Annotated in this window: 25 protein-coding genes and 1 tRNA gene; 10 read left to right on the top strand and 16 right to left on the bottom strand. The window is 73.9% G+C overall.

Annotated features, from left to right (window positions below; all coding sequences use genetic code 11):
- The first annotated feature begins 70 nt into the window (after positions 1-70).
- A complete protein-coding gene (locus ACZ6Q9_RS27885) occupies positions 71-1339 on the top strand; it encodes a glycosyltransferase 87 family protein (protein ID WP_393259132.1) in 1269 nt (422 codons plus the stop codon).
- 128 nt (positions 1340-1467) lie between these two features.
- On the opposite strand, the gene ACZ6Q9_RS27880 is transcribed toward ACZ6Q9_RS27885, so the two are convergent.
- From ACZ6Q9_RS27880 to ACZ6Q9_RS27865, 4 genes are all read right to left on the bottom strand, one after another.
- The gene (locus tag ACZ6Q9_RS27880) at positions 1468-2604 is read right to left on the bottom strand and encodes a hypothetical protein (RefSeq protein ID WP_396830170.1); all 1137 of its coding nucleotides are present in this window, start codon (positions 2602-2604) and stop codon (positions 1468-1470) included.
- Positions 2605-2747: 143 nt separating this feature from the next.
- Positions 2748-3473 carry a YcnI family copper-binding membrane protein gene (locus ACZ6Q9_RS27875; protein WP_393259130.1) on the bottom strand — a complete coding sequence of 242 codons (726 nt, stop codon included), beginning with the start codon at positions 3471-3473 and terminating at the stop codon, positions 2748-2750.
- Between the two features lie 15 nt (positions 3474-3488).
- Complete coding sequence (locus ACZ6Q9_RS27870; protein ID WP_393259129.1) at positions 3489-5153, bottom strand: copper resistance CopC/CopD family protein; 1665 nt, start codon at positions 5151-5153, stop codon at positions 3489-3491.
- 109 nt (positions 5154-5262) lie between these two features.
- Positions 5263-5907, bottom strand: a complete 645-nt coding sequence (locus tag ACZ6Q9_RS27865) for a zf-HC2 domain-containing protein (RefSeq protein ID WP_393259127.1) — start codon at positions 5905-5907, stop codon at positions 5263-5265.
- 107 nt (positions 5908-6014) lie between these two features.
- Between ACZ6Q9_RS27865 and ACZ6Q9_RS27860 the strand changes: the two genes are divergently transcribed.
- From ACZ6Q9_RS27860 to ACZ6Q9_RS27845, 4 genes are read left to right on the top strand one after another with little or no spacing between them, the layout of a single operon-like run.
- Positions 6015-6599, top strand: a complete 585-nt coding sequence (locus tag ACZ6Q9_RS27860; protein WP_393456131.1) for a sigma-70 family RNA polymerase sigma factor — start codon at positions 6015-6017, stop codon at positions 6597-6599.
- Positions 6600-6642: 43 nt separating this feature from the next.
- On the top strand, positions 6643-7167 hold the full coding sequence (locus ACZ6Q9_RS27855; protein WP_393259124.1) for a MauE/DoxX family redox-associated membrane protein: 525 nt from the start codon (positions 6643-6645) through the stop codon (positions 7165-7167).
- Positions 7160-7876 (top strand): DsbA family protein, encoded by a 717-nt coding sequence (locus ACZ6Q9_RS27850; RefSeq protein ID WP_393259122.1) that lies wholly within the window; start codon positions 7160-7162, stop codon positions 7874-7876. The genes ACZ6Q9_RS27855 and ACZ6Q9_RS27850 overlap by 8 nt, the downstream gene beginning before the upstream one ends.
- Positions 7873-8973 carry a hypothetical protein gene (locus ACZ6Q9_RS27845; RefSeq protein WP_393456128.1) on the top strand — a complete coding sequence of 367 codons (1101 nt, stop codon included), beginning with the start codon at positions 7873-7875 and terminating at the stop codon, positions 8971-8973. The genes ACZ6Q9_RS27850 and ACZ6Q9_RS27845 overlap by 4 nt, the downstream gene beginning before the upstream one ends.
- A 95-nt stretch (positions 8974-9068) precedes the next feature.
- Here the strand turns inward: ACZ6Q9_RS27845 and ACZ6Q9_RS27840 are convergent, their stop codons facing one another.
- From ACZ6Q9_RS27840 to ACZ6Q9_RS27825, 4 genes are read right to left on the bottom strand one after another with little or no spacing between them, the layout of a single operon-like run.
- Positions 9069-9839 carry an energy-coupling factor ABC transporter ATP-binding protein gene (locus ACZ6Q9_RS27840; protein WP_393259119.1) on the bottom strand — a complete coding sequence of 257 codons (771 nt, stop codon included), beginning with the start codon at positions 9837-9839 and terminating at the stop codon, positions 9069-9071.
- Positions 9836-10606, bottom strand: a complete 771-nt coding sequence (gene cbiQ, locus ACZ6Q9_RS27835; RefSeq protein ID WP_396830169.1) for a cobalt ECF transporter T component CbiQ — start codon at positions 10604-10606, stop codon at positions 9836-9838. Before cbiQ ends, ACZ6Q9_RS27840 begins: the two co-directional genes overlap by 4 nt.
- 5 nt (positions 10607-10611) lie before the next feature.
- A complete protein-coding gene (locus ACZ6Q9_RS27830) occupies positions 10612-11019 on the bottom strand; it encodes a PDGLE domain-containing protein (protein ID WP_396830168.1) in 408 nt (135 codons plus the stop codon).
- Positions 11016-11732: an energy-coupling factor ABC transporter permease gene (locus ACZ6Q9_RS27825; protein ID WP_393259115.1), complete on the bottom strand. Its 717-nt coding sequence runs from the start codon at positions 11730-11732 to the stop codon at positions 11016-11018. The genes ACZ6Q9_RS27830 and ACZ6Q9_RS27825 overlap by 4 nt, the downstream gene beginning before the upstream one ends.
- Before the next feature lie 213 nt (positions 11733-11945).
- On the opposite strand from ACZ6Q9_RS27825, the gene bcp reads away from it, so the two are divergent.
- The 3 genes from bcp (at position 11946) to ACZ6Q9_RS27810 (ending at position 13239) form a co-directional block, all read left to right on the top strand.
- Positions 11946-12422 (top strand): thioredoxin-dependent thiol peroxidase, encoded by a 477-nt coding sequence (bcp, locus tag ACZ6Q9_RS27820; RefSeq protein ID WP_350676747.1) that lies wholly within the window; start codon positions 11946-11948, stop codon positions 12420-12422.
- A 100-nt stretch (positions 12423-12522) separates the two neighbouring features.
- Positions 12523-12605: transfer RNA gene (locus ACZ6Q9_RS27815), tRNA-Leu, on the top strand.
- A 94-nt stretch (positions 12606-12699) separates the two neighbouring features.
- Entirely contained in the window at positions 12700-13239 is a 540-nt protein-coding gene (locus ACZ6Q9_RS27810) for a GNAT family N-acetyltransferase (protein WP_393259113.1), read from the top strand.
- A gap of 43 nt (positions 13240-13282) precedes the next feature.
- Here ACZ6Q9_RS27810 and ACZ6Q9_RS27805 read toward each other — a convergent pair whose 3' ends face one another.
- Positions 13283-14116 carry a class I SAM-dependent methyltransferase gene (locus tag ACZ6Q9_RS27805; RefSeq protein WP_393259111.1) on the bottom strand — a complete coding sequence of 278 codons (834 nt, stop codon included), beginning with the start codon at positions 14114-14116 and terminating at the stop codon, positions 13283-13285.
- 159 nt (positions 14117-14275) lie between these two features.
- Between ACZ6Q9_RS27805 and ACZ6Q9_RS27800 the strand changes: the two genes are divergently transcribed.
- The gene (locus tag ACZ6Q9_RS27800; RefSeq protein ID WP_466021443.1) at positions 14276-15331 is read left to right on the top strand and encodes an LCP family protein; all 1056 of its coding nucleotides are present in this window, start codon (positions 14276-14278) and stop codon (positions 15329-15331) included.
- 60 nt (positions 15332-15391) lie between these two features.
- Here ACZ6Q9_RS27800 and ACZ6Q9_RS27795 read toward each other — a convergent pair whose 3' ends face one another.
- From ACZ6Q9_RS27795 to ACZ6Q9_RS27770, 6 genes are all read right to left on the bottom strand, one after another.
- Positions 15392-16855: a sugar transferase gene (locus ACZ6Q9_RS27795; RefSeq protein WP_393259234.1), complete on the bottom strand. Its 1464-nt coding sequence runs from the start codon at positions 16853-16855 to the stop codon at positions 15392-15394.
- A gap of 178 nt (positions 16856-17033) precedes the next feature.
- Positions 17034-18281 carry an endo-1,4-beta-xylanase gene (locus ACZ6Q9_RS27790; protein WP_393259109.1) on the bottom strand — a complete coding sequence of 416 codons (1248 nt, stop codon included), beginning with the start codon at positions 18279-18281 and terminating at the stop codon, positions 17034-17036.
- Positions 18278-19453: a polysaccharide pyruvyl transferase family protein gene (locus ACZ6Q9_RS27785; RefSeq protein WP_396830167.1), complete on the bottom strand. Its 1176-nt coding sequence runs from the start codon at positions 19451-19453 to the stop codon at positions 18278-18280. Before ACZ6Q9_RS27785 ends, ACZ6Q9_RS27790 begins: the two co-directional genes overlap by 4 nt.
- Positions 19443-20864, bottom strand: coding sequence for a lipopolysaccharide biosynthesis protein (locus tag ACZ6Q9_RS27780; RefSeq protein WP_396830166.1), 1422 nt, complete (start codon positions 20862-20864; stop codon positions 19443-19445). The genes ACZ6Q9_RS27785 and ACZ6Q9_RS27780 overlap by 11 nt, the downstream gene beginning before the upstream one ends.
- Positions 20845-21732: a glycosyltransferase family 2 protein gene (locus ACZ6Q9_RS27775; protein WP_393259104.1), complete on the bottom strand. Its 888-nt coding sequence runs from the start codon at positions 21730-21732 to the stop codon at positions 20845-20847. The genes ACZ6Q9_RS27780 and ACZ6Q9_RS27775 overlap by 20 nt, the downstream gene beginning before the upstream one ends.
- The gene (locus tag ACZ6Q9_RS27770) at positions 21729-23150 is read right to left on the bottom strand and encodes a hypothetical protein (RefSeq protein ID WP_396830165.1); all 1422 of its coding nucleotides are present in this window, start codon (positions 23148-23150) and stop codon (positions 21729-21731) included. The genes ACZ6Q9_RS27775 and ACZ6Q9_RS27770 overlap by 4 nt, the downstream gene beginning before the upstream one ends.
- A gap of 415 nt (positions 23151-23565) precedes the next feature.
- On the opposite strand from ACZ6Q9_RS27770, the gene ACZ6Q9_RS27765 reads away from it, so the two are divergent.
- Positions 23566-24384 carry a glycosyltransferase gene (locus tag ACZ6Q9_RS27765; RefSeq protein WP_393259101.1) on the top strand — a complete coding sequence of 273 codons (819 nt, stop codon included), beginning with the start codon at positions 23566-23568 and terminating at the stop codon, positions 24382-24384.
- Positions 24385-24443: 59 nt separating this feature from the next.
- Here ACZ6Q9_RS27765 and ACZ6Q9_RS27760 read toward each other — a convergent pair whose 3' ends face one another.
- Entirely contained in the window at positions 24444-26405 is a 1962-nt protein-coding gene (locus ACZ6Q9_RS27760) for a trypsin-like peptidase domain-containing protein (protein ID WP_396830164.1), read from the bottom strand.
- Positions 26406-26502 lie beyond the last annotated feature (97 nt).

Here is a 26502-nt window from a genome sequence, read left to right as displayed (position 1 = left end):
CAGACTACGCGCAGCCCCGCCGGCCGCGCGCCCGCGCACCGTGGCGCGACCCGACCGCTAGGGTTTCCCCGTGCCAGCCGAACCCGCCGCACCGCCCGCCGTCACCGACGACGACCCCGGCGGCCGTACGGTCCGTCGGCTCGCCGCCGTGCTGGCGCTGGCCGCCGTGCTGCCGGCGCTCTACCTGCCCGGGCTGGTACACGACTTCTTCGACCTGAAGATCTACATGCGGGCGATGGACTGGTGGGCGGCCGGCAACCCGCTCTACGACTACGTCCAGCCCGACCGGGTGCAGGGCGAGCTCTACTTCACCTACCCGCCGTTCAGCGCGCTGCTGCTGCGTCCGTTCGCGTTGCTGCCGCTGGGCGCCACCGTGACGATCTTCACTATCCTGACCGCGTTCGCGGTGGTGGTCACCACCCGCTGGCTGTCGGCGCCGGTGATCGCCCGGCACGGCCTGCCCCGTGTGTTCACCCTCACGGTGGCGGTCCTGCTCGTGCTGGCCGTGGAGAGCACCCGGGAGACGATCACCTTCGGTCAGATCAACATGCTGTTGGTCGTGCTGATCCTGGCCGACCTGCTCTTCGCCGTACCCCGGGCGGCTCGTTGGGCCGGCGTGGGCGTCGGGCTGGCGACGGCGCTCAAGCTCTTCCCGGGCATCTTCATCGTCTACCTGCTGGCCACCCGGCGGTGGCGGGCGGCGGCGGTGGCCAGCGCGACGGCCGCCGCCGCGACCCTGCTCGCCGCGGCGGTCGCGCCGCGTGACTCGTGGCGGTTCTGGACCCACGAGCTGTGGGCGACCGACCGGGTCGGCCGCACCGACTACACCGGCAACCAGTCGCTGTTCGGGTTGCTCAGCCGCATCACCGCCCCGGAGAAGCCGGACCGGCTGCTGTGGCTGCTGCTGGTCGCGGTCGTCGCCGGGTACGGGCTGTGGCGGGCGGCGCGGGCCGCCCGGGCCGGGAACCCGCTCACCGGGCTCGCCCTCACCGGGCTGGTCGGCGCGCTGGTCAGCCCCATCACCTGGACCCACCACATCTACTGGTTCATCCCCGCGGTGGTGGTGCTGGCGGACGCCGCGCTGAGCGCCGACCCCGGCACCGGCGAGGGCCTCCGCCGCCGGAATGGGCTGGCCGCGCTCGCCGTCGGCACGACCGCCCTGATCGTGTACGGCGTGGTGACCTTCTACGACTGGGGCGTCGCCCCGGTGCGCACCGACTCGCCGGGCGAGTTCCTGGTGCGCAACACGTACGTGCTGCTGAGCCTGCTGCTGCTGGTGGCGCTGCCGGTCGGGCGCCGGGCCGGGAAGTCGCACCAAATGGACAGTCTTCCCGAGTAGCCCCTTCACCGCTAATCTGGTCACAACTACCTCAGGTGTCTCTCGGGTAGCACCGATCCCCCGGTGAAGGCGGCCCTCCGCGTCGGCAGCGCGGAGGGCCGCTCGCCGTCCGGGCCGCCCGGGCGCGGTCAGCGCGCGGCGTCCGGGGAATCCGGGGTGGCTGCGGAATCCGGGGTGGCCGCGGAATCCGGGGTGGCCGCAGAGTCCGGGGTGACCGGGAAATCTGGAATGGCCGGGAAGTCCGGACCGGGTCGGCCCTCCGTCGGGGCCGGTGCGGCCGTCGCCTCGGCAACGGCCGGCGGCCATGCCAGGCTGAGGGTCACCTCGGGCGGGCGGACCGCCGGGTCGCCGCCGGCGAGGTCGGCGAGCGTCGCGGGGCGGCGCGCGGGCACCGGCCCGATGGCGGCCCGGGACCGCGCGGGACCGGCGCCGACCGAGGCGAGCTGACGCCCGCCGACCCGGGACCGGTCGCTGTCCCGGGTCGGCTGGGCACCCAGCCCGCTGAGCGAGGTCACGCCGAGCCGCCCGGCCAGCACCGGCACCTGGTCCGGTTCGACCACGAAGACCACCTCACGCGGGCGTACCGGGCGCAACAGGAGCAGCACGGCGAGCACCACCGCCAGCACCCCGCCGGCGAGCAGGCCCGCGGTCGCCGGGGCGGTCCAGCCGGCCCGCAGCCCGGCGCGCAGTTCCAGGGTCAGGTCGGCACGCCCGTCGGGACGCATCACCACCAGGCTCAGCCGCCGGTCGGCCAGCTCCTGCGGGGACCACTCCAGCGCGCCGATCCCCTCGCGTACCCAGAAGGGCTGACCGATCGGCGTGCCGGCCGGCGGGGCGCCGGCGGCTGGTGTGGAGCCGGTGGGCGGCGTGGTGCCGGCGGACGGCGCGGCGGGTTCCAGCCGGACCGGCAGCGGGCCCCGGGCCAGGGCCACCCGGCGGACCTCGGCGTGCGGCACCGGGTCGAGCCAGCGCCGCACCTCGTCGGCGGGGGCCAGCCCGACGAAGGCCGGGCCGTCGGCCGTGCGGGCGTCCAGCCGGAGCCGGGCCTGCCCGACCCGGGCGAACGGCGCCTCCGCGCGCAGCAGCCCGTCGAGGTCCCGGACGACCACCGCGTGCCCGGGGGTGTGCACGGTCTCGAACCGGGCGCTGAAGGCGCCTGCCGGGTCGGCGTGCCGGGTGAGCATCCCCAGCACCCCGCCGGCGAGCAGCGCCGGAATCCCGATGGTCAGCAGCAGCACTCCGCCGAGCGCCCGCACGAACCGCATTCGCCTCGTCCCCCTCCGTAGCCGGATACCCGGCCGACCTTACCGACGAGGACCGACTGATCAGCGGATATCCGCGGCACCGGCCCGGAAAGCCGCCGGCCCGCCGGCTACGCCGACGGGCCGGTGGAGGGTGCGAGCGGGGCTCACGCCTTCGGCGCGGGCTCCCGCCGGCTCCGCGCGAAGGCGAGACCGCCGAGCAGCAGGCCCCCCGCCCCGGCGACCAGGCCGGCGATGCCGAGCCCGGTGGCCAGGCCGACGCCCTCGGCGTCGTCATCGTCGTCGTCGGCCTGCGCCGGGGCGGCGCCGCCGGTGGGGGCGGCCGACGGCGAGGCCGCGGTGAGGGTGAGCACCGGGGCCGGGCTCTCCGGCTCCTCCCCGCCGGGGGTCGGCGCCTCGATCCAGCGCTGCACGTTGCCGTCGGAGTAGGTCTGCAGCGTCTTGAAGACCATCGTGTCGACCTGCGGCAGCGGCCCCATCGAGACCGGGAACTCCTGGAACTCGCCGGGCTTGACCCCCGCGTTTCCGGTCGCCGTCCAGGTGAGCTTGGCGACGACCTCGGTGAGCTGGCTGCCGTGCACCTCGACCGGCGGGTCGACCTTGCGCTTCTCCACCGCCACCGTCCAGCCGGGCACCGGCATGGTCGACACGGAGCCCACCGGCGCGTTCTCCGGCAGCACCACCTCCACCTTGGTCGTGGAGGCGGTGTCGCTCTCGTTCGGCACCCGGAAGGCGAACCGGCCGTAGCCGCCCTGGGTCGCCTCCTGCGGGTTGACCGTGACGTGGGCGGAGGCGGGCGCCGCGAAGCCGAGGACGGCGGTGGCGACGGCGCCGAGCGCCAGGGCGGCTGCGGTACGCCGGTGACGGATCATCTGGGAGCCTTCCTGTTACCTGATCGGCACGGTGGCGGTCACCGTGGCTTGGTCGATGTCGGACGTGCGGACGGTCACGCGCAACTGCCACTCCCCCGCCGCCGGCAGGTCGATCTCGCCGGTGGCGTGGTTGTCGGTCAGCGGCAGCAGCGGGACCTCGATCGGTTCGATCCCGGCCGACGGCAGGGCCGCCGTGGCGCGCCACTGCACCACCGGCTGCGGCCGGTTGTCCTTCGTGTACGCGTAGAAGTGCACGGTGTTGTTGCCCCGCTCGGCCGGGTCCAGTTCCACCTGGAGGGAGTAGATCGGGCTGGACAGCGTCGTGGAGAAGTAACCGGGGGAACCGCCGGTCACGTCGGAGCCGGCGGTGCGGGCCGGGGTGGTCTGCACCAGGACGGCGGTCAGGCCGAGCACCACCGCGGTGATCGCCAACTCCGCCCAGACCGCCCGCCGCACCGGCGCCGGCCGGCCCGCCGCCGTGGGCCGGCGCACCAACTGCCGGGAATACGCGGCCACCGCGATGACCAGCGCGAACAGCCCGATCTTGCCGAGCAGCAGCCGCCCGTAGGTGGTGTCGACCAGCGCGCCCGGCGTGGCGACCTCGATCAGCGCCTGGACGGTGCCGGCGAGCAGCAGCGCCGAGACGGCCAGCGCCGCCCAGCGCGACCAGATCGGCAGGATCGCGCCCAGTTCCCGCTCGTCGGCCCGGCGCAGCAGGAAGCCGGCGAGCATCACCAGCCCGCCCAGCCAGACGGCCATGCTGCCCAGGTGGACCGCGTCGACGACGACGGAGACCGCCGGGACGGGCGAGGCCGCCGGGTGCCCGGCCAGCGGCCAGGTCAGCAGGGCCGTCACCCCGAGGATGCCCAGGATCACCAGGTCGGCGCGGCCGACCGGCCCGGCCAGCAGCGGCCGGAGCAGGAACGCCGCCGCGGCCAGCAGGCCCAGCCGCACCAGGTGCGCCGCGCCGAAGGTGCTGCCCAGCACCGCGCTGAGCCCCTCGCCGGTCACGTCGAACACGCCCCCGCCGGCGGTGTAGGGCACCTGGAGCAGGAGGTTCGCCACGGTGGAGAGCACCACCAGGCCGAGCCCGGCCCAGGCCAGCCGCGCCGGGCCCTGCCGGGGCAGCCGCCGGGGCCACAGCGCGGCGAGGACCATCGCCGGGCCGACGAGCAGCAGCAGGCCGGCGTAGCCGACGTACTTGGCGACCTTGACCGCGTTGCCGACCACCGGGTCGGCCCGGCTGTCGTCCCCGGTGTCGGCCGGGGGCGTGGAGGGCGCGCCGACGGAGTAGGTGAACGCGCCGGAGACCGGATGGCTGTCGGCGGAGATCACCCGGTAGCTGACCAGGTAGGTGCCGCGCCCCCCGGCCGGGTCGACCGGGATCGTGACCACGCTGCCGGAGAAGCTCGGCTCGCCCCGGTCGGCGCGGGAGCCGTCCGGCGCGATGACCCGGATCTTGCCCGGCACCTTGCGGACGGACTCGCTGAAGGTCAGCACCACCTCGGCCGGCCCGTTCGGCACCACCGCCGAGGCGACCGGGCTGCTGCTCACCAGCACCGCGTGGGCGCTGGCGGGGCCGGCGGGGGCGATCAACAGGGCGACGACGGCGATCAGCAGGCCGGCGGCGGCGGTCAGCCGGGCGAACCGGCGGCGGTTGGCGACACTCATGCCGGTCATGCTCGCGGACCCGACCCGCCGGGCGCGAGTCCGATCGCGCGGCACTGCCCGAAGCCCACCGGCCCGCGCGACTCCCTGTTCGGGCGTGCGTGCCCGGGGCGGAGCGTGGTCAGCCATGCCGGGCCCGGAGTGACGTCGACACCGGGCTGCCGGACTCGCCGCTGACCCGGCCCAGCGCCCACAGCAGCGCCGCCTGCACCACGGCGGCCAGGTGGCCGACCTCGTGCACGAGGGCGGTGGTGGAGTTGGCGATGTCGACGGCGCTGGTGCCGGCCAGGCACACCGCCAGCACCAGCGCCACCGGCACGAACGCGCGGGCCCGCTCCGGCCGCCACGCGGCCAGCGCGAAGCCGACCGCCAGCGCCACGTCGAAGGAGGCCATCTCGCGGCTGGTGTGCGGGTCGACGGTCACGCCCAGCCCGGCCAGCAGCACCGGCAGCGCGATCGACAACTGGGCGACGGCGGCGACCGCGACGGCGACCCGCAGCACCTGGCGGCGGGCCCGGCGGGTCGCCTCCGGCGCGCGCCGGGCCACGACCGGGTCGGCGGCGACCGCCGCGAGCACCGAGGCCGTCAGGTCGGGCACCGCCACCGCCCGCACCCGGGCCAGCCGGGTCACCTGCTCGGCCCGGGCCAGCCAGGCACGGCAGCCGGGGCAACGCGCCGTGTGCGCGTCCAGCACCGCCGACGCCGCCTGCGGGTCCTCGCCGTCCAGCCGCGCCGACAGCGCCGTGCGTACGTCGTCGCATGTCATGAGCGGGTAGTCGTCCGGCGAGCCGGGAAAGTTCCCGGCGTGGCGCAGGCCATGGAAGGGCCGAAGGACCCTGCCCCCTCCTGCCGTGCCGCGTAACCTGGGTTGTCGTGATCCCCGCCCCGCGCGACACCTCCGCCGTCGGTCCCACCGACGCCGCCGCCGTGCGCGAGTCGGCGACGGGGTGGGCGCTGGCCGCCCGCGACGGGGATCCCGTCGCCCAGGCCGCCTTCGTCCGGCTCACGCAGGCCGAGGTGTGGCGCTTCGCCGCCGCGCTGGTCGACCCGGACAGCGCCGACGACCTGACGCAGGAGACCTACCTGCGGGCGTTCCGGGGGCTGCCGGCCTTCGAGGGGCGGTCCAGCGCGCGGACCTGGCTGCTCGGCATCGCCCGGCGGGCCTGCGCCGACCACCTGCGCACGGTCGTGCGTCGCCGGCGGCTCGACGAGCGGCTCGCGGCCGACGCGGGAGCCGACCGGGCGCACCCCGACCCCGCCGGCCAGCTCGGCGCCGCCGACCTGGTCCGCCGGCTCTCCGCCGAGCGGCGCGGGGCGTTCGTGCTCACCCAACTGCTCGGCCTGTCGTACGCCGAGGCCGCCGCCGTGGAGGGGGTGCCGGTGGGCACCATCCGCTCCCGGGTGGCCCGGGCCCGCAACGACCTCGTCGAGGCGGTCGGCGACGCCCTCGCCGGATGAGCGGGAACGTGGCCGGGAACTTCCGCGACGGACGCGACGTCCAATGATCGTGACCGCCCCCCGCACCCCGGCCGCCCGCTGGCCGGCCGTCCGTCCCTGGCTCGGTGTGGCCGCCCGGCTGGGCCTGGCCGCCGTCTGGCTGATCGCCGGCGGCAGCAAGGTCGGTGACCTGGCCGCCTCCGGACGCGCCGTCAACGCGTACCAGGTCATGCCGTACGACGCCGCCACGGTGGTCGGCGCGGCGCTGCCCTTCGTGGAACTGGCGCTGGGCGTGCTACTGCTCCTCGGGCTGGCCACCCGGCTGAGCGCCGCGATCTCCGCGGCGCTGCTGGTGGTCTTCGTCGCCGGCATCGCCTCGGCCTGGAGCCGGGGCCTGGCGATCGACTGCGGCTGCTTCGGCAGCGGCGGCCAACTCGCCGAGGGGCAGGCGCCGAGCTACCTCCCGGAGATCCTCCGGGACCTGGGATTCCTGGCACTGGCCGGGTTCCTGCTGATCTGGCCCCGCACGCCCGTCTCCGTGGACGGCTGGCTGACGGGGGACGCACCCGTGGAGGACGAGAATGAGTAGTCGCAAGGGGCAGAAGGTCGCCGCGCGGGTGGTCCGCGAACAGCTCGCCCGGGAGCAGCGGCGCAAGCGGACGCTCTGGGTCTCCGTGGCCGCCGTCGCCGTCCTGGTGATCGCCGGCCTCATCGGCTGGAGCGTCTACTCCAGCCAGCGCTCCGACGACTTCACTCCGCCGACCGGCGCGAACGAGGCCGGCACCGGCGTCGTCGCCGGCTCGGGCCCGGTCACGGTGGACATCTACGAGGACTTCCTCTGCCCGGCCTGCAAGCAGTTCGAGCAGGTCAGCGGACCGACGATCGACCAGCTCATCAGCGAGGGCAAGGTCCGGGTCGTCTACCACCCGGTGGCCTACCTCAACCGCTTCTCCACCACCCAGTACTCGACCCGCTCCTCGGCGGCCTCCGGCTGCGCGGCGGAGGGCGGCCGGTACCGGGAGTACGCCAAGGCACTGTTCGACCGGCAGCCGCCGGAGGGCGGCGCCGGGCTCAGCGACGACGAGCTGGTGGACATCGCGGCGGGCGCCGGCATCGACCGGGACGGGTTCGCCTCCTGCCTGCGGGAGGGCACCTTCAAGCCGTGGACGGAGCACGTGACCGACGAGGCCAGCAAGGCCGGCATCACCGGTACCCCGACCATCGTGGTCGACGGCCAGGAGGTCGCCGACCGCAGCCCGGAGGGGATCAAGGCGGCGGTGGAGGCGGCCGGCAAGTGATCCGTGACCTGCTGGCCCGCGCCGGCCTGGTGCTCGCCGCCGCGCTGGCCGCGACGCTCGCGCTCGCCGGGCCGGCGGCCGCGCACGGGGCGGACGCCCCCGACGGCACCGACTACCGCACCGAGGTGACGGCGGTCACCCCGGCGCGGGCGGGGCTGAGCGTACGGGTGGTGGAGGCGGGTGCCCGGCTGGAGCTGACCAACACCGGCGACCACGCCGTCGAGGTGGTCGGCTACTCCGGCGAGCCGTACCTGCGGGTGGGTCCCGACGGGGTGTACGAGAACGTCCGCTCCCCCGCGACGTACCTGAACCGGACCATCGCCGGGGACACCCGGCTGCCGGCCGAGGCGGACCCGGCCGCGCCGCCGGACTGGCGGCGGGTCGACGACTCGTCCACGGTGCGCTGGCACGACCAGCGGGTGCTCTGGCGCGAGTCGGCGCCGCCGCCGCAGGTGCGGGCCGCCGCAGACCGGGAGCACCGGGTGCGGGACTGGGTGGTGCCGCTGCGCGCCGGTGACGAGCCGATGGAGATCCGCGGCACCCTGGACTGGGTGCCGCCGCCGGACGCGTACGCCTGGTGGGTGGTCGCCACGGTCGGGCTGCTCGCGGTGGGCGCGCTGGGGCTGCTGCCGGCCGGGTCGGCGCCGGGCGCGCGGGCGCTGGCCGGGCTCGGCGGGCTGCTGGTGCTCGGCGGGGTGGCCGCGGTGGCGTTCACCGTGGGCCGGGAGTTCGATGCCGGGGCGCGGGGCGTCGGCGGCCTGCTGACCGGCCTGCTCGGCGGGCAGGTGTGGGCGCTGCTGACCGGGCTCGGCGCGATCGCCGCCGGGGTGTACGCGCTGGCCCGACGGCCGGCCGCCGACTTCGCGCTGGCGCTGGCCGGCGCCTGCCTGGCGCTCTTCGCCGGGGTGGCGAACGCCGCGGTCTTCGCCCGCGCCGTCGCCCCCGTCCCGTGGCCGGCGACGGCGGCCCGGATCCTGGTCGCCGTAGTCCTGATCGCGGGCGTCGGCGCTGCGGCGGCCGGCGCCCTCCGCCTCCACGCCACCTCCCGCCGCCCCTCTCCCTCTCCCACCCCCGCCCCCACGGCGCCCCGCCCCTGACACCTCCGCGATCTTGCATTTTCGGCCCTCCACATGAGAGGAAAGCCCCTTTTGCCGGGGCGGCAAGTGCAAGATCGCCGGGGGCAGGGTGGGGGTCAGTGGGGGGTGCGGGCTGTCGGGGTAAAGCCGTACGGGAGCTCGAGGCGGTGACGGGACAGGAGGTCCTGGTCGGCCAGGAGGTCCGGCGTCGCACCGTCGGCGACGATCCGGCCGGCGTCCAGGATCACCGAGCGGGCGCAGAGTTCCAGGGCGTACGGCAGGTCGTGGGTCACCATGAGCAGCGTCACCGGCAGCCCGCGCAGGATCTCGGCCAGCTCGCGGCGGGCCGCCGGGTCGAGGTTCGACGACGGCTCGTCGAGGACCAGGATCTCCGGGTGCATGGCGAGCACGGTGGCCACCGCCACCCGGCGCCGCTGCCCGAAGGAGAGGTGGTGCGGCGCGCGGTCCCGGTGTGCGCCCATCCCGACCGCGGCGAGCGCCTCGTCCACCCGGGCGGCCAGCTCCGCCCCGCGTAACCCCAGGTTGGCCGGCCCGAACGCCACGTCCTCGGCGACCGTGGGCAGGAAGAGCTGGTCGTCCGGGTCCTGGAAGACGATCCCCACCCGGCGGCGCACCTCGGCCAGCGTGGCCCGGTCCTGGCTGACGGTCAGGCCGCCGACGCTCACGCTCCCCTCGGTCGGGGTGAGGATGCCGTTGAGGTGCAGCACCAGGGTGGTCTTCCCGGCACCGTTGGGGCCGAGCAGCGCCACCCGGTCGCCGCGCGGCACGGTCAGGTCCACCCCGTGCAGGGCGACGTGCCCGTCCGGGTACGCGTACCGGACGCCACGGACGTCCAGCGAGGCAGCGGTCTGCACGTCTCCGATCATGTCAGCACGACGGCGGTGGCGGCGATGGTGGCCGCCAGGACCGGCACGGTGGCCGCGACCAGCCACTGCCCGGCCGTCGCCGCGCCCGCGCCCTGCCACACCGCCGGCATCCGGCCGGCGTAGCCGCGCGACAGCATCGCCAGGTAGACCCGCTCGCCGCGTTCGAACGCGCGCAGGAAGAGCGCGCCGATGCCGGCGGCGAAGCCGCGCAGCTGCCACAGGAAGCGCGGGTCGTCGCCGCGGGAGACCCGGGCCACCCGCATCCGGCGGGCCTCGCCGACCAGCACGTCGAGGTAGCGCAGCATGAACGTGGCGATCTGGGTGAGGATCTGCGGGCAGCGCAGCCGGTCCAGGCCGACGATCAGGTCGCGGGTCGTCGTGGTCGCGGCCAGCAGGAGCGACGCGAGCACCCCGAGGGTGCCCTTCGCGACGATGTTCCAGGCCCCGAGCAGTCCGTCGGACGACAGGCTGAGGCCGAGCACGTCGACGCGCTCGCCGGCGCCGAGGAACGGCAGGGCGACGGCGAAGAGCACGAACGGCAGCTCGATCAATGACCGGCCGAGCAGCCAGCCCGGGCCGACCCGGGCCATCGCGGCGACCACCGCGACCAGCAGGGCGTACCCGCCGAAGGCCCAGAACGCCTCGCGCGGGGTGGCCACCACGGCGAGGGTGAAGACCACCATCGCCGCGATCTTGACCTCGGGCGGGAGCCGGTGCACCGGCGAGGCGCCCTCCCGGTACAGCACGTGCGCGTGCCCGGCGCCCATCCCGGCTAGCCCCGGCCCGTCGCGCCGGTGGTGGCGCGCTCGCCGTCGACCGCCTCGCGGTCGGCCGCCTGGCCGTCTCGCGGGCCTCGGCGGCGGACCAGCCAGAAGGCCCCGCCGGCCACGGCGAAGGTGAGCAGCACGCCGAGGACGCCGGACAGGCCGGTGGAGAGGAAGTCGTTGTCGATCCCCGCGATGCCGTAGTCGGCCAGCGGGCCGCCGATCTCGTGTTCCTTCTCCTGCTGCGCCGGGCAACTGCCGCCGGTGATGTTGTCGTCGGCGTCGAACGTGCAGCCCTCGCGCAGCGACGAGTCCAGCCCGTCGGGGTGCGACGAGGCGAAGTTGCTCACCACCCCGGCGAGCAGCAGGGCCACCAGCAGCCCGCCGACGAGGAACCCCCAGGAACGCTTCCTCACCGGACACCTCCGACGGCCGGGACGGTGGGCGCGGACGCGGGCCGCAGCCCGCGCAGCGCGTAGACGAGGTCGGGCCGGACCTTGGCGACGGTGACCACCGTGGTCGCGGTGATCAGGCCCTCGCCGATGCCGATCAGCAGGTGGGCGCCGGCCATCGTGCCGGCCAGGCCGCCCAGGTTGCCGCCCAGGTCGGTGGTGCCGCCGAGCCAGTACTGGAACACGAAGCCCATCGACGCGACCACCACGCTGACCAGGGCGGAGACGAAGGCGGTCACGCCGAGGCCGGTCGGGGTGCGGGGCAGCACCCGCAGCAGCAGCGCGATCAGCAGGTACGCGGCGGCGGTGCCGATCACCGCCATGTTGGTGATGTTGAGCCCGAGCATCGCGACGCCCCCGTCACCGAAGACGAGCGCCTGCACGACGAGCACCACGGCCACGCAGAGCGCGCCGACCCACGGGCCGACCAGCATCGCGGCGAGCGCGCCGCCGAGCAGGTGGCCGCTGACGCCGGCGGTGAAGATCGGGAAGTTGAGCATCTGCACGGCGAAGATGAAGGCCGCGACGAGACCCGCCATCGGCGCCAGCCGGTCGTCCAGGTCGCGCCGGCCGCGCAGGACGCCGAGGGTCATCGCGGCCACCGCGACGGCCGCGAAGACCGCGGCGACGGGACCGTCGATGATCCCGTTCGAGATGTGCATCGCCAGCGTTTCCACACGACCTCCCACGCGTCGGCGGTCCGTCCGCGCCCCGCGGGGGTCAGCGTATTTCCCGTACATCGCTGTTGCCAATATCTGGCAACAGCGCATGGCATCGATCACCGTCCGCCGCACGGACGCCGGGCCGGCGCGCACCGGACGCCGGGCCGGTGCCGATGCCGGCGCGTCGCCCGGGGCCGGCGGGCCGGCGCCGGCGGTAGGGTCGTGGCCATGACCGCGCCCGACCGCCTCTCCCCCGGTGACCCCGCGCCCGACTTCCGCCTGCCCACCGACACCGGCGAGACGCTCTCGCTGGCCGACCTGCGCGGCCGCAAGGTCGTGCTGTACGCCTACCCGGCGGCCATGACGCCCGGCTGCACCAAGCAGGCCTGCGACTTCCGCGACTCGCTCGCCTCGCTCCAGGCGGCCGGCTACGAGGTCGTCGGCATCTCGCCGGACAAACCGGAGAAGCTGGCGAAGTTCCGCGAGCGCGACGCCATCACCTTCCCGCTGGTCGCCGACACCGACAAGTCGGTGCTGACCGCGTACGGCGCGTACGGCGAGAAGCAGTCGTACGGCCGGACGGTGACCGGCGTGATCCGCTCGACCTTCGTGATCGACGCCGACGGGAAGATCGAGCGCGCGCTCTACAACGTCAAGGCGACGGGCCACGTCGCCAAGCTGCGCCGCGACCTCGGGCTCGACTGAGGCCGGCCGCCCTCGACCGGTCGCGGGACCCGTCTCGCCGCCCGGCCGGCGAGACGGGCTCGGCACCGTCGTGACCCGACGCTCTAGACTCAGCGGGTCGGCGGGAGTGGCGTAACGGCAGCCGCGGTAGGTTTAGGTCCTATTGTCCGAAAGGACGTGGGGGTTCGAATCCCCCCTCCCGCACCTTCGGGGTCCACCCTGCCCGTGCCACCGGCTGCGCTGTCGGACGCGTCACGATCGCGGGTCGGCGCGGACCCCGCGCGGTCAGGATTGGCCGGTGACCCTGCGCTTCGTCCTCGACCCCGAACTGACCCCCGAGTTGCGCGAGGCGATCGTCGCGCTCTGGGTCGACGTCACCAACGCCGGCGGGGCGGTCGGCTTCGTGCCGCCGGTCACCGCCGCCGACGTCCGGCGCACCGCGGACCCGACGTTCACCGGCATCGCCGAGGGCCCGGACCGCCTCCTGCTCGGGTACGCGGGCGACCGCCTCGTCGCGGCGCTGATCTTCTGCGACAACCGGTTCAACCTGAAGGCGCACTGGTGCGTACTGAAGCGGGTGATGGTCCACCCGGACACCCAGGGCCACGGGTACGGCCTGACGCTGATGCGCGAGGCCGAGCGCCTCGGCCGCGAGCTGGGCCGGGAGGCGCTGCACGTGACGGTCCGGGACGGGCTGGGGCTGGACCGCTTCTACCGGCGGCTCGGTTACCGGGAGGTCGGGCGCCTGCCCGGCGCTCTGCGGGTCGCGCCCGGCGACGACCGCGACGAGATCCTCATGTGGCTCGACCTGACCGCCCCGCACGCGCCCGCGCGCTGACCGACCGCCCCGCGCGCCGAGCCGACGGCTCAGCCGCGCCCGGTCACCATGCCACGCCGATGCCGTCCCCCGGGTACCAGTGGTTGGCCGGGGTCTCCCGGTAGGCGAGGAACTTCCGGCCGGTGCGCTCGGCGTGCTCGGCGAGGACGTTGGTGGCGGTCACGTTGTCGGTGAGCAGGACCGCGCCCGGCGCGAGCTTGCCCTCGACCGCCTCGAACTCGCGCTTCTCGTGGGCCCGGCTGTGGTCGCTGTCGTGCAGGAAGAGGTCGACCGGCCGGTCCAGCGCGGCGATGGAGGCGATGGAGTCGCCGATCACCAGGTCGACCACCTCGGACCAGGGCGCGGTCCGGGCGAGGTAGCCGGCCTCGGGGTTGATGTCCAGCGAGGTGACCCGGCCGGGGTGCCCGTCGGCGGCGTTGCGCAGCAGCGCGGCGGCCAGGACGCAACTGCCGAGCCCCTTGTCGACGCCGGTCTCCACGACGTGCTGCGGTCGTGTGGCGCGGACGATCGCGTACCAGCCGATCCGGCGGGCATAGCGGACGTGCCGGTCGGCGAGGCCCCGGCGGGCCGCGCCGGCGGTGGCGGACTCGATGTGCCGGCGCAGCACGTCGTCCGACTCGATCTCGCCGAAGTACGCGCGGACCTGCTTGACGGGCACGTCGCAGACCACGCTGACGAACCAGGCGAGGTGGTGCCGGCTCAGCTTGGTCAGGTCGTACGTGTAGTTGTGGTGCTCCCGGGAGGTGACCAGCCACCGGGCCGACGTGCGCAGCACCTTGGCGTCGTGGCGGGCGACCCGGGCCAGGCGCTTGGGGAAGGCGGCGACGGGGGCGAAGGGAGTGCGGGCGATGGCTCGCCGGAGCTTCGTTGCGTCCACGAGAGGGTTCTACCAGGCGAAGGGAAACAGATGTGAGAAAAGTTTCCCCGCAACCGGGCCGCGCGGGCCGGAACCTCAGGCGAAACGGGACGAGCGGCGCGTCACCGCCGACCGGACGAGGGTACGCGGGCGCACCGCCGGGTCAGTAGCATCGCCGCCATGCCAACTCCGCAGCAGTCCGTCGAGCCGGAGCCGACGACCGACACCCCCGCGCCCGGGGAACAGGGGACGATCGCCCGGCCCCGTCGCCGCTGGCGGCGGATCGTCCTGGTCAGCATCCTGGTGGTGGCGTTGCTCGGGGTGGGCGGCGTGGTGGCCGGTGGGCTCTATCTGCGCTCGGTGGAGTCGGACATCGAACGGGTCGACGCCTTCACCGACGTGCCGGAGGAGAGCCGACCGCAGCCGGCGACCGCGGGCGCGATGAACATCCTGATCCTGGGCAGCGACACCCGTGACCCGGAGAGCACGTCGGGCTCGCGCACCGACACCATCATCCTGGCCCACCTGCCGAAGGACCGGTCGAGCGCCCAGCTCATCTCGATCCCCCGGGACACCTGGGTGGCGGTGCCACGGTCCAGGGACGGCAACCACGGCGGCCGGGACGCCAAGGTCAACGCCGCCTACGCGTGGGGCGGCGTGCCGCTGATGGTGCAGACCGTGGAGAAGTTCACCGGGGTTCGCATCGACCACGTGGCGATGGTCGACTTCGCCGGGTTCAAGGAGATCATCGACGCGCTGGGCGGCATCGAGATCGACTCGGAGAAGTCCTTCACCTCCATCCACCCGCCGTTCCGGACCTTCCCTCAGGGCCCCCAGGAGATGGACGGGGAGGCGGCGCTCGACTACGCCCGCCAGCGCAAGCAGTTCGCGGACGGGGACTTCGCCCGGATCCGCCACCAGCAGCAGGTGATCAAGGCGATCCTGGACAAGGTCTCGTCGGGCGGCATCCTGACCAATCCCGGGAAGCTGAACTCGTTCCTCCAGGCGACGTCGGACTCGGTCGCGGTGGACAAGAACCTGTCCCTGCTGGACATGGCGACGGAGATGCGGGGCCTGCGCAGCGGCAACCTCTTCTTCCTCACCAGCCCGACGAAGGGCACCGGGCGGGTCGGCAGCGAGAGCGTCGTCTTCGCCGACACCGACCGGGCGCGGTCGTTCTACGACTCCGTACGCCGGGATGCGGTCAAGGAGATCCTCAGCCGCGGCAGGACGTAGGCGCCGTACCCGGACGGGCGGTGCGCCGGTCGGCACCGCCCGTCCGGTCCGGGGCAGGGATCAGTACGCGCCCCGCCGGGCGAGCACCACGCTGACCGTGCGCCACAGGATGCCCAGGTCGTAGACGAGCGACCAGTTGTCCACGTAGTGCAGGTCGAGCCGGACCGCGTCGTCCCAGGTCAGGTCGGAGCGGCCGGAGATCTGCCAGAGCCCGGTGATGCCGGGACGCACGAGCAGGCGGCGCCGGACGTCGCCGCGGTAGTCGTCGTCCTCGGTGGGCAGCGGGCGCGGGCCGACCAGCGACATCTGCCCCATCAGCACGTTGATCAGCTGGGGCAGCTCGTCCAGCGAGAGCGCGCGCAGATGCCGGCCGATCGGCGTGACCCGGGGGTCGTCCTTGATCTTGAACAGCAGGCCGTCGCTCTCGTTCCGGTCCCGCAACGCCTCCAGCCGCTGCTCGGCGTCGGTGTACATGGTGCGGAACTTCCAGACCTTGAACGCCCGCCCCTGGTGGCCGATCCGGGTCTGCCGGAACATGACCGGCCCACGGTCCGTCAGCTTGATGGCCAGCGCGATACCGGCCAGCAGCGGGCTCAGCAGCACCAGCCCGACCAGTGCGGTGACCCGGTCGAGCACGCTCTTGACCAGCAGCGAGAGGCCGGAGATGGTCGGCTCCTCGACGTTGAGCAGGGGCAGGCCCTCGATCGGACGGACGTGGATGCGCGGACCGGTGACGTCGGTGACCTGCGGCACCACCACGAGGTCCAAGCCCGTCCCCTCCAGTTGCCAGGCCAGCTTGCGCAGCTCGTACGACTCCAGGCTGGCCGGGCCGCAGACGGCGATGGTGTCGGCGCCGAGCTGCTGGACCAGGGGCACCAGGTCCCAGCCGACGTAGACCGGCACCGGCGCGGTGACCCGCTCCCCCGGCCTGGGGTGGTGCGGCAGGTGGATGGCGATCGGACGCAGGCCGGCCCCCGGGTTCCGGGTCACCACCTCGTGCACGGCCAGCGCGTCGGAGAGCCGCCCGACGAGCAGCACCTTCTGCGACGCCCGCTGGCTGACCCGGCGGATCCGACGGAGCACGACCCGGGCGACGAACCGCGTCACCAGGGTGTAGAACAGCAGCGCCAGGATGATGGCCGCGACCGTCGCGCGGGACAGGTCCTTCTTGAAGCCGAGCGCCAGGAACGACACGGTGGCGGCCATCGCGACATTGGCCCGCACCACCCGCTTGAGCTCCTCCGTGCCGCGCCCGAGGGCACGCCGGTCGTACGCGCCAGCGCCGACGAGAATCGTCATCCACATCAGGGGCACCACGACGTTGGCCACCAGGGCGAAGGCGCTGACCGTCCCGCCGAGCACCCGCTGGTCCCAGAAGCCGGCGTCGGCCTCGTCGAGCAGGGCCACCACGCTCCGGCTGGCCGCCAGGGCGGCGACGAAGTCGATGACCACGAGGCAGGCCAGGTAGCGCCGACGCCATCGCGCCCGCGGGGCGACCGGCCGGCCGAAGACCGACCGCGGCATGCCGTTGGACGGGGGTGTGATCACCCCGAGATCGGGATCGAACCTCGGCAACTGTTGCGACGCGACAGCCGAGAGGAACTGAGTCTGCCCGGACACGGCCTTCCTTTCACCTGTGCTACTCGTCGTCACCGGAGGACGGATAGCGGGTCCCGAGAGATGCCCGCGCCGTCGCCGGTGTTCAGCCGGGGCTCGGCGTGACCCCGCGGGTCGGTCGTCGACGCAACTCGTCCAGCAGCGCGGCGTGCGCCGGCTTGGGAGCCAGGCTGCTGTCGAAGAGGCAGGCCGCCCCGTAACCGCGGTGGTAGCCCGGGATCCAGCTACGTGCGTCCGTGAAGCCCCAGACGGTGAACGACACGCAGGCGGGCAGGCCGAGGCAGGCCTGGAGCACCTGCCGGTAGAGCGTGGCCTGCCGCGCCAACCTCTCGGGCGTGGCCGGCAGCGGGACCCGCACGTCCAGTTCGGTGATGGCCACCGAGACGCCCAGTTGCGCGAACCGGCCCAGGTTCCCGGTGAGGTCCCGGGGCGGCTGGTCCCACCGCAGGTGGCTCTGGAAGCCGACGCCGTCCACCGGGACACCGGCCCGGCGCAGGTCCCGGACGAGCCTCCACAGCGCGTCGGCCTTCCGGGTCCGGCCCTCCACGCCGTAGTCGTTGATGAACAGCCGCGCGCCCGGGTCGGCCGCGTGGGCCCAACGGAAGGCGTCGGCGACATAGCCCGGGCCGAGCTTGCGCAGCCAGAGGGTGTCGCGCAGCGTCCCGTCCTCGTCCAGCACCTCGTTGACCACGTCCCAGGCCCAGACACGTCCCCGGTACCGGGAGACCACCGTGGTCACGTGCTCCTGGAGCACGGCACGGACGCGTTCCGCCGGCCAGTCCGGGGAGACCCACTTCGGCACGTCGCTGTGCCACACCAGGGTGTGGCCGTACACCTCCTGGCCGTGCTGCTGCGCGAAGTCGACGATCTGGTCGGCGCCGGTCCAGGCGTACACCCCGGGCAGCGGTTCGAGGTTCCGCCACTTCATGGCGTTCTCGGCCGTCATCGCGTTGAACTCGCTGCCGAGGAGGGCGCGGTAGGCAGGATCCAGGCTCAGCCCCCGGCCGTCCACGGCCGATCCGATCCGCACCCCCGGCGGCATCAGGTCGCGCAGGGTCTCCCGCCCCGGCGTGGCGGAAGCCGACAACGCGGGAGCCGGCCCGGCGTGGCCGCCCGCGGGCGGAGACTCGGGGGTGGACCGGACCAGCGCCATGCCGGCGGCGAGCAACGCCGCGACGACCAGCGCGACCGACACCAGCAGCGCCGGCGGACTGAGCCGACCGAAGCGGGCGCGCGGGGTGGCGTGCCACGCGGCGGCGCCGCTCCCGGCCGGGCCGGAGGCTTGCGGCAGCGACGGCGCGTCACTGTCCCGGCTGGGCAAGTCGACGATCACCGCGCCGGCTGGCCCGGTCCGTCCCGCAGCGCCCACGGCGCCCGGGTGAAGTTCCACCGGGCACGCTCGGCGAACTCCTCGCGCGGCAGCCGTGGCACCGCCTCGTCGGTGAGCAGGCCGGCGAGCGCCCGGGTCACCTCCGCCGGGTCCTCCGGGACCCGGCCGAGTCGCGAAGACTCCGGCTGGCCGATTTCGGCGAGGAAGTCGTCGCACTTCTTCTGGTACGGCACCAGCGCGAACGGGACACCCGCCAGATACGCGAAGATCGCGCCGTGCAGCCGCATGTGCAGGCCGATGTCGCAGCGCTTCATCTCGTCCCAGCACGCTCGCACGCCGTCGCGCGCGGTCACCACGCGGATGTCGCAGAGCCCGTCCAGGGAGGCCCGGAGACGGTCGCTGACCCGTTCGTCGCCGTGCACGGGGTGGGTGTTGAACACGAAGACGGTGACGTCCACCGGCTCCTTCAGGACCAGACGGCGGACGCCCTCGATCAGGGCCTCCTCCCGTTGCCGCATCTGTGGGGCCGCCGCCTCGTAGTCGACGCCGAGCAGGGTCACGCCGAGCCGGGCCCGCCCCCCGCCGGGCCGGGGCCGACGCTCCGGGACCGGTTCGCCGAGCGCCTCGGGGAGCAGCCCGGCGAGGTCGCCGGCGCGGACGAGCACCCCGGGATAGCCGGCACGTTCCAGGATCTCGGCGGAGGCGAGGTCGCGTACGCCGATGAAGTCGATCCGCCGGAGCACCTCGACGAGCCGCCGCTCCGCCGCCGGGGAGAGGAACGGGCCGACGGAGACGCCGACGGCGGCCATGGGGTGCCCGGATGCCCGGGAGAAGAGCGAGAAGAGCTTCTTCTCGCTCACCGGGCCCATGTCGCGGAAGACCGAGCCGCCGCCGAAGACGAGCATCGAGGAGCGGCCCAGCAACGCCGCCTTGTTCAGCACCCAGCCGACCCGGTCGGGCACGCTGCGCGAACGGTACCAGCGGGGATTCATGCCGGTGCTCTCCACCGGAAGGTCGACGATGGGCGGCGCGGCGAAGACGGGTTCCTGGGCACCCCAGTAGGTACGGGCGGCCCAGTCCATGACGACGCAGAAGGCGTTGTCCCCGACGTTCTCCATGCCGTAGTAGCCCACCACCAGTGGGCGGCGGGCGGCGGGACTCGGTTCAGGATGCACGCGGGGTCTCCCTCGTCAGGCGCCGACGCAGATCGTGCCACGACGGCAGGGGCGCGTCCCCGACCACCCGCCTGCGCACCGCGGTCCAGAACAGCGTGCACAGGATGACCTCGGCGACGACGGTGGCCACGGCGGTGCCCCTGACGCCCCACAGCGGGGTGGCCACCGCCAGGGCCACGAGGAACACCAGGGCTCCCACGCCCTGGTACGCCACCTTCCGGCGCAGCAGGCCGCCGCTGGTGAGCAGCGAGGCGACGGCCGCGCCCGCGAAGCGGAACGGGATGGCCAGCGCCAGCAGGGCCATGACGGTGGCGGATTCGCGGTATTCGGGGCCGAGCAGGAAGGGGAGCACCGGGAGACCGCCCAGCGCGACCAGCGCCGCCAGGACGGTGCCGAGCGCCAGCATCCCGAGACCGCCCCAGCGGTACGCGATCAGGACGGCGTCGCGGTCGGTACCGGACCACCGGTGCAACCGTGCCAGGAAGTACTGCTGGTAGACGACCCGGGGGACGAGGTAGACGGCGGTCAGCACGGACATCGGGACGGCCAGGACGGCCGCCGCCGACGGGCTGAGGAACTCGGCGGCAACCACCGTGCCCAGGTACATGCCGAGCAGATAGAAGAGGTTGCCCAGCACGAACGGTGTGGCGGCACCCGTCACCCGCGCCGCCCCGACCCGGGACGGGGATCCCGGCGGCAGGTCACGGGGATGGCCTTCGAGGGGCGCCTCACCCCGGAGGAAGGGCAGCATCACCGGCACGCAGGCAAGCACGGTCAGGACCGCCACGACGGCGTAGCCGGCCGCCGCCGCCAGCACGGACGCCCCGAACGCCCACACGGCGAGCACCACGAGCACCCGGGCCAGGTGCGGCGCGACCTGGAGCGCGGAGAGGCCCTGGTAGTCGCCGCGCAGCTGCTGCACCGTGCCGACCAGTGCCAGTGCGGCCTGCGCGACGACGACGGTCGCCAACAGCGCCCGTACGCCGGCTGCCACCGGGTCGGACCACTCGACGAGGCTCCAGGCCAGGATGCCGGCGACGGTCAGGCCGCTGCCGGCCGCCGCAACCCGCAGCGACGGGCCCACCCACCGACGCGCCCGCTCGCCCTCCCGGCCGAACCGTTGCAGCCACAGCTCGGGTACGCCGAAGACCGCCAGCGGCGCGGTCAGCGACACCACCGCCAGTGCGGCGGTGAAGGTGCCGAACGCCTCCTGGGGAAGGCTGCGGGCGAGGAGGATCTGCGTCCCGAACGCGGCCAGGGTGACTCCGACCTGGCTCAGGCCCAACATGCCGAGGTGCACCAGGACCGTGGCGACCCGCCCTCTGGCCGCCCTCGGCCGGGCCCCGCCGCCGTCACCGGCATCCCGGCCGGCACCGTTGCCGGTGTCGAGATCAGCGACCGAGGGTGACAAGCCACTTACCCGTCTCGCTCAGGGTCCGCAGTGCCTTGATGGCCGTGGCCACCCCCGGCCACCTCGAGGGCCGGTACATGTCGATCAGCCGGAACCAGAAGACCAGCCCACCGAGCCGGCCCCGGGTGACGTTCCCGTCGTGTCGTTGGAACAGCACGATCGGGTGGGCCAGATGGCACGGGTGGACGCCGGCGCGCAGGGCACGCAGCATCAACTCCACGTCCTCGAAGAGGCGGAAACTCTCGTCGTACCCCCCGAGCCGGTCGAGCAGCGTGCGGTCGATCGTGGTGCCGGAGTGCTTGAAGGGCAGGCGCGGGCGGGTCAGCACCCCGAGCAGCATGCGCCGCGCCGAGGCGTACTCGGGCAGCCGGATGATGGTGGAGGCCCCCCGGCGGATCTCCGTGTAGTCGGCGTACACCCACGATCCACCGGTGGTGGTCAGCAGGTGGTGCAGCCGGGCGAGCGCGTCGACGGTGAGTTCGTCGTCGGAGTCCAGCACGGTGACGTAGCTGCCCATGGCGGACCGCAGGCCCCGGTTGCGCGCCTCGGCGATGCCGGTCGGCGGTTGGGCGAGCACCCGCACCCGACGGTCCGCCGAGAGATGCGCATCCGCCATCACCTGAGCGACCGGTACCCGCGACCCGTCGTCGACGATGACCACCTCGAAGTCCTCGAAGGTGTTCGCCAGGACGCTGCGCACCGCGTTGACGAGCAGGACGGGACGGTCGCGCACCACGATGCAGACCGAGAAGGTCGGCCGGACGACCGGCATCGTGGGCGCGTCGCTGGCGGCGCTCGCGGTCGGGCCGGAGGACCCGTCGGCCTGCGCGGGCAGGCCGTGCAGCGACGCGGGGAACGACGAGTTCACGGTGTCGACCTGCTCTCCACGGACGGGGCCTCACCCGGGTTCTTCCCGTCGACGGCGAGGACCACCATCTGGCCGAAGAAGAAGAGCCAGAGGAAGTACGGGTAGGCCAGTGGCTTCTGCGTGAGACCGAAGACGACGAGGGTCACGAAGAGCAGCGCCAGGGCGACCCGACCCGACCGGTCGATCCGTCCCCTCACGGTCCGGTAGAGGCCCACGATGACGGCGCCGGTCACGACGACGCCGACGATCCCCCAGATGACCAGCACCCGGAGCAGGTCGTTGTGCATGTCCCACGGCTCGTAGCCGAACCCGAAGAGCCAGACGTCCACCGGGGAACGACCGAGGATCTCCGCCACGTCGTTCCAGATGGCGCCCCGACCGTGCATGAAGGTGTCGGACCGCACGTCCAGCGACCCCACCTCGGTGAGGGTGACCTCGGCCCGCCTCCAGATGGCGCCGCCCCAGAGCACCCCGACGACCGTGCCGACGACCGCCAGCGCGCCGCCGACCGCCACCGCCGCCCGGCGGTTCGTTCCGCCGGAGCGCCGCGCCGCCACCATCCCGAAGAGCCGCCGCGTCTCGAACGCGGCCACGATCAGGCCCAGGCAGAGGATCGTGAAGCGGTGCAGGGAGACCACGCCCGTGGCGACGAAGAGACCGATCAGCGCGTACCGAACGAGAGTGGGCACCCGCAGCCGGTCGCCCAGGGCATAGACCAGGAACACCGAGAACATCAGCAGCCGGCCCAGCGACATCGGGTGGTAGTAGCCACCGGAGGCCCGCCCGATCTTCTCCCAGTTGGCCAGCTCGAAGTAGAACGAGTACGGGAACAACCCGGCGACCTGGAGCCACGCCAGCAGACAGTGCACGACCGCGCCGGCCACCACCGCCCCGGCGACGAGGCCGAGCACGCGTACCGGGAACCAGTCGCGGCGCATCAGCATCAGCCCGAGCAGGGCGATCGGGGCGAAACCCACGACGAGCCGCATCGCCTCCGCCGGGATGGCGCTGGTCGCCTCCTGCAGCGGACCGTAGATCGAGTAGCGACGGACGTCGAACAGGTTCAACAGGTCCTCGCGGGCCGGGACGGCGAGGTAGCTGACCGCGGAGAGCACGAGCAGCAGCGTCAGCCCACCCGCCACAAGGAGGATGGATCGGGGCGGCAGCCGCCGGGCGCCGATCGCCACGACACCGAGCGCGACGACCATGCACGCCGCACCGAGCGCGGTGAGCAGCACCCCCAGGTCGAACCCGCCCCCGGCGTCCTTCTCACCGATGTCGAGCAGCGGCTTCACCGCGACCAGCACCAGCGCGGCGGTGGCCAGGAAGCGCGCCACCTGCTCGTGACGGGCCGGTGGCGCGGCCCGGTGCCCTCGCCGGAGGGGCGGTCGCCGCTCCGGGGTGGTCAAGGTCTCCATCGCGGGTGCGTCTCTCCCATCAGTGTCCGCCGCGGCAGCAGCCGACAACGCGGGCAGGTCGGCCGGCCGGCGGCCCCCACTGCCATTTCCTCGCCGATCCACGGGTCGGCTGTCGTGCCTGTGGCGACCGGCGGGTTGCGGAATGTCCACAGGCGCTGCCCGGCCCCGCCCCAGAAACATGAGGACGATACCAGCGGCGCAGGCCGCGCCGGTGTCCGGTTTCCGCACGACAAGGAACGACCGGAGCGGGTGTTGCGGCAGGACGTGCGGTCCGGCAAGCTGTACCGCCGTACCCGGGCCCGGTCCGAGGCGGGGTGCTGCGTGAGGTGAACCGTCCGGTCGGCCGCGGTGGGAGACACGATCCCGACCACCGCGCGGAAGTGTGGAACTGGTGTGACTGCCCCGTGAACTACCGATGATCAGCGTGGTGATGGCCGCGCACAACGAGGCCCGCGTCATCGGTGACTGCCTCGACGCGCTGCTCGCCGACGCCGCCCCCGGCGAGCTCGACATCGTGGTGGTCGCCAACGGCTGCACCGACGACACCGCCCGGATCGCCGCTGCCCGGCCCGGCGTCCGGGTCATCGAGGTGGCGCAGGCCGGCAAGTCCAACGCCCTGAACGTGGGCGACGCGGCAGCCCGCGGCTTTCCCAGGGTCTACCTGGACGCGGACGTGGTGTTGAGCCGCGGCGCGCTGCGCGCGATGGCCGCGGCGCTCGGAGCCGAGGGTGGGCCGCTGGCCGTGATGCCTCGCCGGCACATGGTGACGACGGGCCGGTCCCTGGCGGTTCGGGCCTACTACACGATCAACACCCGACTGCCGATCTTCGCGGACGCGCTCTTCGGCCGTGGCGCGATGGGCATCTCCGCGGCAGGGCGGGAACGGTTCGACCGTTTCCCGGAGCAGATCGCCGACGACCTCTTCCTGGACTCGATGTTCTCGTCGGACGAGAAGCAGGAGGTGGCCGACGCCACGTCCTACGTGCAGGCCCCTCGACGCACCCGGGACCTGGTCCGGACCTTGGCGCGGGTGCGTGCGGGCAACACCATGCTGCGGGCCAGCCACGCCGGTATTCGCGCCTCGGCGCCGTCCTCCTGGTTGCGGGACGTGGTCCTGCCCCGACCGTGGCTCGCGCCGACGGCGGCGGTGTACGTGGCCATCACCGTGGCGGCCGCGCTCAAGGCCCGCCGTCACCCGCGCGACGCCTGGGGACGGGACCACTCCACCCGTTGACCGCCCGGCGGCACGCCGAGCAGGGCGCCGCCGGGCCCGTCAACTGCCGGCGCCGACCTTCAGTAGCTGGTGCGGCGCCGCCGCACCAGCAGCACCACGGCGACGACGAGCCCGACCATCAGGGCGACCCCCGCTCCGGCGAACAGCGCGACCGGCAGCCGCGAGGACTCCGTCGAATCCCCTTCCAGCCTGGCCCGGTCCATGGCGTTCTGCCGGTAGGCCTGGGCGAGCAGGTTGGTGGGCGACGCCGTCGCCACGGTGTCGAACAGGCTGATGGCCTCCGCGTTCCGGCCGGCGAAGAAGGCGTCGAGACCGTCACGGTACGTCCGGTCCGATTCGGCCAGACCGGCCTGGACGCCACCCTCGCCGAGCAGCCCGGCGACCACCGACACCGGCACGAGGGCACGGTTGGCCCCGCCGTTGGCGGCCCGGTCGTTGTCCACCACGCCGACGACCCGACCGCTGGTGTCGATGGCGATCCCGCCGTGCGAGTAGATGCCGACATCGCCGTTGACCCGCGCGACGGTCACCGCACCCTGGTTGGCCGTGCCGGACACCTGCACCGGCTTCGCGTTCAGGGTGTAGGTGGCGGCGCGGAAGTCGGCGTCGGTCGTGCCGTAGCCGATCACGAGCAGCGACGTGCCGGAGGCGAGCGCAGCCTCCGCGTTCAGCTCGACCGTGGCGAGGTTCGTCTGGGCAAGCTTCACCAACGCCAGGTTGCCGTTGTCGGCGGGGAGGACACGCACCACCTCGACCGGCACGGCCGGGCTGGCGGTCAGGTCACCGCGCGCGACGTTGAACTGCCCGAACACCTGGTTGGTGGGTGCCGAGCCGGGCTCGCTGCCGGTGAAGCTCGTGGTGGCCATCTTCGTCCGGACGTACTGGTCGAGGGCCGACGAGCTGAGCTTCTTCTGCTCGATGAGGATCCGGCCCAGGGTGTAGAGGGCCCGCTCGCGGGCGGCCTCGGCCTCCGGCCGTACGCACTGGCCGTTGGTGAGCACGTGGCCGTCCGCGTTGACCACGAACCCGCTGCACCGCCGCTTGAAGGTGATCGGGGTGGCGCTGAGCGGGACGTTGGACTTCGTCTCCCGCAGCACGCCGGTGAAGACCGCCTCGATGAAGACCACGGAGGGCGCGGCGATGGCCAGCGCACGCTCCTCGGGGCTGTACGGAGCCGCCTGCGCCCACGGCTTGAGGCCCGGGTTCACCGGGGCCGCGCTGGGGAACGCGGAGGGTGCCACGGTCGGCGTCGCCGTGGGTTCGGCGGGCTCACCCGGGGCGAGCACCCAGACGGCGGCGCCGACGCCCAGGGCGACCACCAGGACGAGGGCGGCGAGACCCACCCACAGACCGGTCCGGCCCTTGGACGGCTTCGAGGGCTTGATCCGGGGCGCCGACGGCGCGAACGGGTCGTACGCCGGGGCGGCGCTTGTCTGGGCGGCCGGCGACAGGGGCGCGGCCGGCTGTGCGGGCGTCATGGTGGTCGGCGCGTCCCAGGACGGCGCGGGCGTGGCGGAGACCGGGTGCGGCGCCGATGCCTCGGGCTGGGTGGGCATCGGTCCGGCCTGCGCCGCCCACGGCGTGTGTGGCGGCGCCGACGTGGGCACCGGCCCGCCCGAGACCGGATACGGGGGCGCGGAAGCGGGCTGGGGCGGGGCGGACACCTGCTGGGGCGGCGCGGACACGGGTGGCGTCGCCGCCGGCCCCGCCGCCACCGGCTGGTACTCGACGCCGAGCGCGCGCAGGAGCTTCTCCGCGCCCGGACCGGCCTCCGCCGGGTACGCGACCCAGGGAGAGGGCGCGGAGAAGTCGGCGTACGTGTAGGCCTGGCCGTCCGGCGCCTGGGCGAGCGCGTCCGCCATCGCCGAGTATGCCTCCCGCCAGCGCGGATCGTTCGCCACGATCGCGTCCAGCACGGCCACTGTCACGAACCGGCCCTGCGCGTCGATGGCCGCCCATGCCTTCCCGACCGGGCAGGTGCCCAGGATGTGGGTGAACCTGTACGGGCCATCCGGCTGCATGCCAACTCCTCCGCTCAACCGCCCTGCGGATCCTACAGAGGGCACGCTCACGCGGCCGTCGGCCGGTCGGCGGACGGGCCGCGGCCCACACCGGTCG

The organism is Micromonospora sp. NPDC049139, from assembly GCF_055586845.1.
The sequence above is the reverse complement of the archived record's forward strand: the minus strand, read 5'-3'. Positions and strand labels throughout refer to the sequence as shown.